Source organism: Microcoleus sp. Pol12B4, assembly GCF_036701385.1.
GTDB lineage: Bacteria > Cyanobacteriota > Cyanobacteriia > Cyanobacteriales > Microcoleaceae > Microcoleus.
The window spans coordinates 21,919-31,662 of the sequence record NZ_JAUBQR010000054.1; the positions used below are offsets into that span (position 1 = coordinate 21,919).

The 9,744-nt window shown below is 45.6% G+C and carries 6 protein-coding genes and 1 pseudogene; 5 read left to right on the top strand and 2 right to left on the bottom strand.

The window, feature by feature from the left end:
- Positions 1 to 187 precede the first annotated feature (187 nt).
- Positions 188 to 1,846 (top strand): ABC transporter substrate-binding protein, encoded by a 1,659-nt coding sequence (locus tag QUA38_RS10300; RefSeq protein ID WP_333161430.1) that lies wholly within the window; start codon positions 188 to 190, stop codon positions 1,844 to 1,846.
- Between the two features lie 53 nt (positions 1,847 to 1,899).
- On the opposite strand, the gene QUA38_RS10305 is transcribed toward QUA38_RS10300, so the two are convergent.
- Positions 1,900 to 4,098 (bottom strand): SBBP repeat-containing protein, encoded by a 2,199-nt coding sequence (locus QUA38_RS10305; RefSeq protein WP_333161432.1) that lies wholly within the window; start codon positions 4,096 to 4,098, stop codon positions 1,900 to 1,902.
- Between the two features lie 267 nt (positions 4,099 to 4,365).
- On the opposite strand from QUA38_RS10305, the gene QUA38_RS10310 reads away from it, so the two are divergent.
- On the top strand, positions 4,366 to 5,376 hold the full coding sequence (locus QUA38_RS10310; protein ID WP_333161435.1) for an ABC transporter permease: 1,011 nt from the start codon (positions 4,366 to 4,368) through the stop codon (positions 5,374 to 5,376).
- An 11-nt stretch (positions 5,377 to 5,387) separates the two neighbouring features.
- Here QUA38_RS10310 and QUA38_RS10315 read toward each other — a convergent pair whose 3' ends face one another.
- Positions 5,388 to 5,798, bottom strand: coding sequence for a hypothetical protein (locus QUA38_RS10315; RefSeq protein ID WP_333149213.1), 411 nt, complete (start codon positions 5,796 to 5,798; stop codon positions 5,388 to 5,390).
- A 518-nt stretch (positions 5,799 to 6,316) separates the two neighbouring features.
- Between QUA38_RS10315 and QUA38_RS10320 the strand changes: the two genes are divergently transcribed.
- From QUA38_RS10320 to QUA38_RS10330, 3 genes and pseudogenes are all read left to right on the top strand, one after another.
- Positions 6,317 to 8,185, top strand: a complete 1,869-nt coding sequence (locus tag QUA38_RS10320) for an efflux RND transporter periplasmic adaptor subunit (protein ID WP_333161436.1) — start codon at positions 6,317 to 6,319, stop codon at positions 8,183 to 8,185.
- A 122-nt stretch (positions 8,186 to 8,307) separates the two neighbouring features.
- A complete protein-coding gene (locus QUA38_RS10325; RefSeq protein ID WP_333161438.1) occupies positions 8,308 to 9,525 on the top strand; it encodes an ABC transporter permease in 1,218 nt (405 codons plus the stop codon).
- A gap of 91 nt (positions 9,526 to 9,616) precedes the next feature.
- Positions 9,617 to 9,744 (top strand): annotated as a pseudogene (locus tag QUA38_RS10330) (ABC transporter permease); the annotation flags it as partial.

The following is a 9,744-nucleotide window of genomic DNA, read 5'->3' on the forward strand; positions in this document are numbered from 1 at the left end:
TTGAGATTTTACCCTCCAGCATGATATCATCATGCTGCTCTATTTGGTTTGTTAATTTAGACTGGCTTTTAATATAGAATTTACTAAATGAACTGCCGAGAAGGCAGAAACTACAGAGGTGAGAGAAAGATCCAATTAAAAATTTATTGATATGAGTACAATTTTTTATTAAACCGGAGCTATTGAAATGAGATTGTTAAAACCCTGGCGTTTAGTTTTATTAAGTCTAGTTTTTGGGATGGCTGTAATTTTATCAAATTGCGGCACTCCTTCAAACACGGTTAGCAATAATTCTCCAACTACGCCAACTCCTGCTGCGGTTCCGGCTGGGGCTTTAGTTTACGGTGCGGGCGGGCAACCGGTCAATCTGGAACCGGGAAATATTACTGATGGCAATTCGGTGATTGCGATCGACCAAATTTACAATCGCTTGACTGATTTCAAACCGGGAACTGTGGAACTTGAGCCGAGTCTCGCTACTGAATGGTCAAGTTCTACAGATGGAAAAACTTGGACTTTTAAGTTGCGTTCCGGGGTTAAGTTTCACGACGGTACGGATTTTGACGCAGAAGCTGTTAAGTTTAATGTGGAGCGCTGGTGGGATGCAAAAAATCCTAACGGTTATCGAGAATCTGGCAAAACTTATCAAATTTGGAAGGATTTTTTTGGTGGCTTTAAGGGAGATAAAAATTCCCTGGTAAAAGATGTGGGAGTTGTTGATAAGTCTACCATTAAGTTTGTTTTAAATCAACCTTTTGCTGCTTTTCCCTCGGCGATTGGGTCTGGTTATTTCGGGATGGCGAGTCCGGCGGCGGTGAAAAAAGCGGGTGCTAAATACGGCACTCCGGGGTCGGTCGCGGTGGGTACTGGGCCTTTTATGTTTAAGGAATGGCGATCGGGCGATCGCATTGTTTTGGAGAAAAATCCGAATTATTGGAAAACTGGCGCGCCAAAAGTCAATCAATTGGTAATTCGTTTTGTTGATGATCCGGCGGCGAGACTGGCTCAGTTGCGAGCAGGACAACTTGATTTTACTGTGGATTTAACACCGGATCAACTGAAAGAAGTTCAGGGAGATCCTAATTTAGAAGGTGTTGTGCGACCTTCTTTTAATGTCGGTTATTTAGCCTTAAATCCGAGTTACGAACCTTTTTCAAAACCGCAAGTCAGGCGGGCGATCGCCCAAACAATTAACAAGCCAGCAATAGTCAAAGCTTTCTGGGGAGAACTCGGAAAACATGATTCACAATTTCTCCCGCCTGCGCTGAATTGGGCGGCGTCTAATCGAGTTAAAGATTATGAATTTAACCCGCAGCAAGCTAAAGCAATGCTGGCGAAAGCCGGTTATCCGAACGGTTTTGATTTAGATTTGTGGTATATGCCTGTCAGCCGTCCCTATTTTCCCACGCCGAAGCCGATTGCTGAGGCTTTGGCGGCGGATTTGAGCGCGATCGGGATTCGGGTAAAATTGCTCACAAAGGATTGGTCTGCTTATTTAGCCGATCGGCTCAAACCTCCCGGATTTCAAGCTTTTATGATGGGTTGGACAGGAGATTATGGCGATCCAGACAATTTTTATTATCCTCACTTCGGGCCGGGTTCGACGGCGGATTTGGGAAATTGGAAAAATCCGAAAGTTCTGGAACTTTTGGATCGGGGGAGGGCGAGTGGAGATAAAGCAGCTAGGGCGAAAATTTATGCGGAAGTTAGCGAGATTTTGCATGAGGAAGCTGTGCGTTTGCCGATCGTACATTCACAGCCGCTTTTAGGGAAACGCAAGAATATTCAAGGTTGGATTCCGAGTCCTTTGGGGTCGGAGTCTTTTGAAGAAGTGAGCAAAAATTGAGAAGTTAGAGCGAAATTTACCCTACAGATAGAGTTTATGCGTCCAGGACTGTTTTAGAGGAAAGTGAAGTCGGCAGCATTAATTTGACTCGCCGATATCGCGATCAGAGATGCCAAGATTTCTCCTGTTGGGACAAACCGGATTAAAGTTGCACTGTTACTTTGAGTAATTGCCAATTGGGAGAAGGTAATACCGCTAGCAAGTATCAGCAAATCTTTGTCGTCTTCAAAGTCTAAAATGGTATCCGTTCCAGCATCAAGTCCTAAGAGGACTCGATCGCTCCCCAAACCTCCAATTAAACAATCATTTCCCAAGCTGCCAAATAGTGTATCATTTCCCTGACCGCCGTAGAGAGTATCATTCCCTTCACCGCCAATGAGACTGTCAGAAGCGCCATCGCCAAATAAAACATTCTCACCGTTCCCCACAAGCAAAGTATCATTGCCCTTGCCACCGTAAAGAGTATTATCCCCGTTGCTACCTTCGAGAAAATCATTTCCTTGATGACCCTGCATCCAATCATTGCCATCAATACCACTGAGGGTATCGTTTCCCTGTTTACCGCTAATGGTATCGTTGCTGCGATCGCCTGCAAGGATATCGTCGCCATCAGTACCGATAATTGGATCAGAATTGGACTGCGTTGGTGTCGGTGTGAAAGATGGCGTTGGTGTTGATGTCGTATTGGGCGTTGGAGTGATTGAGGGCGTTGGTGTGGCCGTAGGAGTTGGTGTGAAAGTAGGCGTCGGCGTTGTTGTGGGAGTAGGCGTCGATATTAGTATCGGTGTTGGTACTTGTACTGGTGTGACTACCTCTGTGATTGTGCCTAGTTTAGCAATCCAAATATCTTGACCGCCTGCATTTGCACCTCCCAAAGCGCCGTTAGTTTGTCCCGTGAGATAGAGATGGCCAGCGCTATCGACTGCTAAATCTGAGGAAGAGTCAGATTCAGCAGTCCCGAATTGCTTCAGCCACAACTGGTTGCCATTGCTGTCGTACTTAGTTGCCCAAATATCTTGACCGCCTGCATTCGTGCCTCCCAAAGCGGTGTTGGTTTTTCCCGTCAGGTAGAGATTGCCAGCGCTATCAACTGCTAAGTGTGAGTGGGTGTCTGAGAAGGAGTCAGAGCTCGCAGTCTGGAATTGCTTCAGCCACAACTGGTTGCCATTGCTATCATACTTGGCTGCCCAGGTGTCAACATCCGGTGGAGAGCTTTTTGAATAGTCATAGTTGGCGCCCGTCAGATAGAGATTACCAGCGCTATCGAGTTCTAAGTCTGAGGAAGAGTCAGAGTCAGCAGTCCCGAATTGCTTCAGCCACAACTGGTTGCCATTGCTGTCGTACTTGGCTGCCCAAATATCGTTCCCGCCTGCATTGGGTCCCCCCAAAGCGCCGTCGGTTTCTCCCGTGAGGTAGAGATTGCCAGCGCTATCCACCGCTAAATCTGAGGGGGCTGTGATTTCTGGGTAGTCAGAGTCAGCAGTCCCGAATTGCTTCAACCACAAGTGATTGCCATTGCTGTCATACTTGGCTGCCCAGGTGTCAACATCTGGTGGATAGGCTTTTGAAAAGTTATAGTTTGTGCCCGTCAGATACACATTGCCACTGCTGTCCACTTTTATGTCATCGGAAATGTCGTGGGTGCCAGCATTGACATCCTTCAACCACAACTGGTTGCCGCTGTCGTCATACTTAGCTACCCAAGCGCTTTTGGGGCCTCCACCTCCACCTGAAGTGGTATAGCCACTTGTTCCTGAAATGTAGACATTGCCGACACTATCCACAGCGAGGTCTGAGGGAGAGTCATCAAAGTTTCCTAAAGCGAACTGCTTGAGCCACAACTGGCTGCCTGTGCCGTCATACTTAGCTACCCAAGCGTCGTATTTGTCAAAAGATCCCAGTGGTGAAGCGGCAGCAGTGCTTCCTGTCAGGTAGATATTGCCAGCACTATTCACTTTATTTTCTGTCGCCAAGTTATTCCCTAACTGCTTGAGCCATAACTGACTGCCACTGCTGTCATATTTGGCTACCCAGGCATTTGTACTTGGATTGGTGCCACTCAAAGGGTCAAAGGTACTTCCTGTCAGATAGACATTGCCTGCACTGTCAAGTGCTGCGCTCTGGAAGAGATCGTCCTTGGGTGTGCCGAATTGTTTGAGCCATTCAAAGTTAGGCGCTAGTTTTCCAATAGTCAGTGTGGTTTCAGAGATTGTACCTGCGATCGCGCGTGCTGATATTGTTGAGGAAGGCATAATACACCTCACAAATTAATTTCTGTCACAAAATGCGTATATTCCGGTTAAAGGTGCGATCGCTCGTTTTTATCAAGTGCTAGTGCGATCGCCTGCAAGATTTACCCCAAAAGAAAATCAATCTTACAACAGCCTATGTCTGCGTAAGTATGTGCGTAAGTATGTCACTGTCGATCCAAAAGTCTTCTCTTTGGTTCCTCATACTTTACATAAATTTACTTTTTGATTCATATTTTTGTTCTCAAATCTCAAATCTCAAATCTAATTATGGCTAAATATATTCTTAAACGTTTGCTAGGACTATTTCCAGTCCTTTTCGGCATCACTCTGCTAGTATTTACTTTTTTGCATTTGATACCGGGAGACCCAGCTACAGTGCTTTTGGGAGAACGGGGAACTCCCGAACAGGTGGAAATTTTGAAAGCGAGATTAGGTTTAAATCAGCCTTTACCTTTGCAATATTTGGCTTTTTTATGGAGTTTAATCCGCTTCGATTTAGGAAATAGTATTATTAGCGGTATTCCGATAATTGATGAAATTAGAAGTCGCTGGCCTGCTACTTTTGAACTGTCTGTGGTGGCGATGTGGGTGGCACTTGTTATCGGAATTCCGGCGGGAATTTTGGCTGCTGTTCGGAAAAATAGCTGGCTGGACAATCTCGCGATGAGTGGTTCGTTAATTGGCGTATCTTTGCCAGTGTATTGGTTGGGATTGATGTTGATTTATTTGTTTGCTGTTTATCTGAAATGGCTGCCTCCAAGCGGCCGGATTAGTGTAGATTTGGGGTTTGGTTTTAAGTCAATTACGGGTGTTTATGTTTTGGATTCTTTGCTGAGGTGGGATTTGGTGGCTTTGCGAGATGCGATCGCCCATTTAATCCTGCCAGCTTTGACTTTAGGAACTATTCCTCTGGCGATTATAGCTCGCATCACTCGTTCTGCAATGCTAGAAGTGCTTTCTCAAGATTACATCCGCACTGCGAGGGCGAAGGGATTGCCTGAATATTGGGTAATTTTGAAACACGCTTTGAAAAATGCGTTTTTGCCAATTGTCACAACTATCGGTTTGCAGTTCGGCACTCTTTTAGGTGGCGCTATTTTGACTGAAACGATTTTCTCGTGGCCGGGAATTGGTTCTTGGATTTACACGGGTATTCTGACGCGGGATTACCCAATTGTCCAAGGAGGAGTAATTTTTGTGGCTGTGACTTTTGTACTGATTAATCTGGCGGTTGATATTTCCTATGCTTTTTTCGATCCGAGAATTCAGTACCGTTAATTAAAACTAAATTAAACAAGAAATGCTTGTTTAACATCCGGACGCAGCAGGTAGTAAATGCTAGCCACTGCAAAACCCAGGGTTAAAAAATTAACGGCTGCACCTGCGCTGCCAAACATTTTAGCAATTTGCGCGAGGGTGGCGATGACATGGATAATTAATGTTCCCGTCCAAGCCCATTTTTTGAGTTGAAACAAACCCCATGTTAAGATTAAGGAAATAATTCCGATAATTAGAGCTATCGTCGCAAAAATTGCAATGAAGCCGCCGATTACAGTGCCAACTCTCGCCCCGCCGACAGCCGCACCGAGACCGCCAAAAATGCCAGCAAAAAGTAAGATGAACAAGCCGTCAAGGAGGCTGAATACGCCGCTAATTAGCTGCAAAATTGCCAGAACTGTAACGCTTTGAGGACGATTCATTATTTTGATTTTTCCTTTTTAACGAGTTTGAAAAATATTTTAACCTGTTGTGGACACGGCGCGGATATGTATTCAGGACTTAGGCACCGCTACCAGTGAAACCGGGTTTATGAGAATAAGTCTGTCCATACTCTGTCGTTACGAGCTTAGCACTGGCCGATCTCGTTGCGATCGCTAACACGAGTCCGCAATGACCTAGTGACGATCTATCGCCCCCTGCCATATCTGCCTTTGTTGCTGGTGAGAAGCACGATCCGAGATCCTACAAACAATATTATCTGCTAAAATATATTTTTATTTACCAGCAGCCAGAAGCGATTCTGTTTAGACCCACCTCTTTTAGCTGAAAAAACTTAACATTATTTAATAAATTGCAAAGATTAGCTATAATTGTTTACAGGTGCTGGTTGGGGAACTTTTTTAAGTTCACCCGATCGGATGAGTCTGAAAGACGATGCCAAGCATCAGCAAAAATTTTACCTTTAAGGTAATCCTGAGATTAAATTAGGTGAGTCGGTATGATCGTTAGCCCTAAAAAGGAAACTGCTCAGGTCAAGGTGGAAGATACTCAGACTGTAGACACCAAGGCCGCAGAGACTAAAATTGCAGATAACAAAATCGCCCAAAAGCAGTCTCCGAAGAAACCCGCGCGCAAACCGCAGCGGTGGGCAATTGGGTTGGTTGCAGCCGGGTTGCTAGCTGTACCGACCACTATATATGTAGCAAAAAGTCGATCGCAGCCGAAAGTAGATGCGATCGCCACTATGACAGTGCCGGTGGAAGCGCAAAACCTCACGGTGCGGATCACGTCCAGCGGGACGGTGCAGCCGGTACAGCGCGTGAATCTCAGCCCCAAAGGATCGGGGCGCATAGCAGAATTGTTTGTAGAACAGGGCGATAAAGTCGAAGCAGGACAAATCGTTGCCCGCATGGAAAGCCGCGATGTAGAAGCTCAACTCGCTCAAGCTAAAGCCCGCGAAGCCAGCGTGCGAGCAAAACTCGCCAAAATCGAAGCCGGAAATCGATCGGAAGACATCGCCAGCGCCCGAGCGCGCTTAGAGCAAGCCGAGGCCAGTCTGGCACAAGTCCAAGCCGGTAGTCGCGTTGAAGAAGTGGCAGGAGCCAGAGCCCGCTTGCAGCAAACTCAAGCAGGCTTGCAGCGACTGCGAGCCGGCAGCCGCGTTGAAGAAGTCAGCCAAGCGCGAGCTCGTTTAGCCCAAGCTCAAGCTCGTTTAGCAGACGCTCAAACCGGCAGTGTCAAACAAGAAATTGCCCAAGCACAAACGCAAATTGACTCGAGTAAAGCCCAAGCCGAACTAACAGCTCAACGGGTGGAACGCAATCGACCGTTAGTGGAAGAAGGTGCTCTGGCTAAAGATAAACTGGATGAATTAATTAAAGAAAATCGTACTGCACAAGCTAAATTAATAGAATCTCAAAGACGCCTGCAACAACTACAAGAAAGTCGGGAATCGCAAATTCAGCAACTGCAAGCTGCTGTGCAAGTCGAGCAGCAAGCATTGAACCAGTTGCAAAACGGCACGCGATCGGAAGAAATTGCTCAAGCCGAAGCAGAAGTCGCCGAAGCTAAAAGCAAATTAGCGCAGCTAGAAAACGGCAACCGTCCCGAAGAAATCGCCAAAGCCGAAGCAGCAGTTGCTGAAGCAAAAAGCCAATTGACCGCACAAGAAAACGGTTCTCGCCCGGAAGAAATAGCTCAAGCTCAAGCTGAATTAGCCGAAGCTCAAGCTCAAGTCCGCTTTCAAGAAGTGCAGTTAGAAGATACGAAAGTTCGCGCTCCTTTTGCTGGAATTATTACCCAAAGATATGCCATCCAAGGAGCTTTTGTAACTCCCGCAACTTCTGCCTCGGAAGCTACTTCGGCAACTTCGACATCGATTGTCGCTTTAGCTAGAGATGTGGAAGTTTTGGCGAAAGTCCCAGAGGCTGATATCAGTCAAATTAAACCGGGCCAAGAAGTTGAAATAGTTGCCGATGCTTATCCAGATAAAGTGTTTAAAGGCAAGGTTAAATTAATTGCGCCGGAAGCTGTTAAGGAACGGGATGTGACGCTATTTCAAGTGCGAGTTGCCATTGATACGGGCAAAGAGTCGCTGCAATCGGGGATGAATGTAGATTTGAGATTTGTAGGTCAAAAGCTGAGCAATGCTTTAGTTGTGCCGACTGTGGCAATTGTGACTAATAAAGGTCAAACGGGTGTCCTAGTTCCCGATGAGAAACAGCAGCCGAAGTTTAAGCCTGTTACTGTTGGATCGACTATTGGCAACAAGATTCAGATTTTAGAGGGTGCAGCAGCGGGCGATCGCGTTTTTACCGAACTTCCTCCAGGTAAAAAACTAGAGGATATCATCAAGAATCAAAAGTAGTCATTTGAGTGCGATCCTCTCGCTCGCGAGTCATTAGTATGGTGCGCAATGCGCACCTTACCCAATTACCACTTCCTTAATTTAAAATCTAAAATCTAAAATCTAAAATTCAAAATCGAATTATGGATATTGTTGAAAGCGTCAAAATGGCCGTCACAACTTTGATGGCAAACAAGCTTCGCAGCACCTTGACGATGTTAGGAATTATCATCGGCAATGCTTCGGTAATTTCTATGATCGGTATTGGGGAAGGAGCTCAAACATTTATCGAAGGACAAGTTAACTCTCTGGGATCAAACTTGCTATTTATTATTCCCGGAAGTCCTGAAGCGCAAACCCGCCCGGTGATTCCGCCCCAGACTTTAGTAGTGGAAGATGCAGAGGCTATCGCATCTCAAGTTGCTTCTGTACAAGAAGTCGCACCAACTCTCAATGATAGTCAAATCGTTACCTACCGCAACAAAAATGTCTCATCTTCCATTGTCGGAACTACCCCAGAATTTCTGACTGTCAGAAGTTTTGATGTTGGTCAAGGTCGTTTTTTAAGCAAATTAGATTTAGAAAGACAAGAAAATGTGGTTGCTTTAGGATCGGAAGCAGCCGAACAATTATTTGGCAATATACAACCAGTTGGTCAATACATCCGCATCAAAAACTCTACCTTTCAAGTGATTGGAGTCATGCAGGCAAAAGGTTCAAGTTTTGGTGACAATCAAGATATGAACGTCTATTTGCCACTGACAACAATGGCAAACCGTATCGTAGGTCGAGCGTCTCCCTACGGTACAAAAGTAACATTTATTTCGGTGGCGATTAAAGATGAAGCTATGATGCAAGCTGCCCAATTTCAAATAGAAAATCTGCTGAGATTGCGTCATAAAATTACTAAAGAGGATGATTTTACTGTCCGAAATCAGAAAGATTTAATGAAGACGTTGGGCAGTATTACTGGTGCTTTGACGTTGATGTTGGCTTTTGTGGCGGCAATTTCGCTGTTTGTGGGCGGCATCGGGATTATGAATATTATGCTAGTTTCTGTTACCGAACGCACGAAGGAAATTGGATTGAGAAAAGCGATCGGAGCTTCTCAGCAAGATATCCTAATTCAGTTTATGATAGAGTCTGTGATTTTGTCGGCAGCAGGCGGTGCGATCGGCACTGGATTCGGCATCGGCGGCGTGCTTTTAGTCGCTGCTTTTACTCCCCTGCAAGCTAGTGTTTCCCCAGTGGCGATCGCACTTGCAGTAGGTGTTTCCGGCAGCATCGGCCTATTTTTCGGCATTGTACCCGCAAAACAAGCGGCTAAACTAGACCCGATCGTCGCATTAAGAAGTGCTTAAGAAGCCATTAGTCATTGGTTATTTGTTTGTTCATTCAATTAAAAATTTCCAATTCCCAAAAGCTGAATTCCCAATTCCCAATTCCCAAAGTATGAATTTTATTGAAAGCGTCAAAATGGCAGGTCAAACACTGCTAGCTAACAAAACTCGCAGCAGTTTAACAATGATCGGCATGATTGTCGGCAACGCCTCAGTAATTGCGATGATTGGAGTGGGACA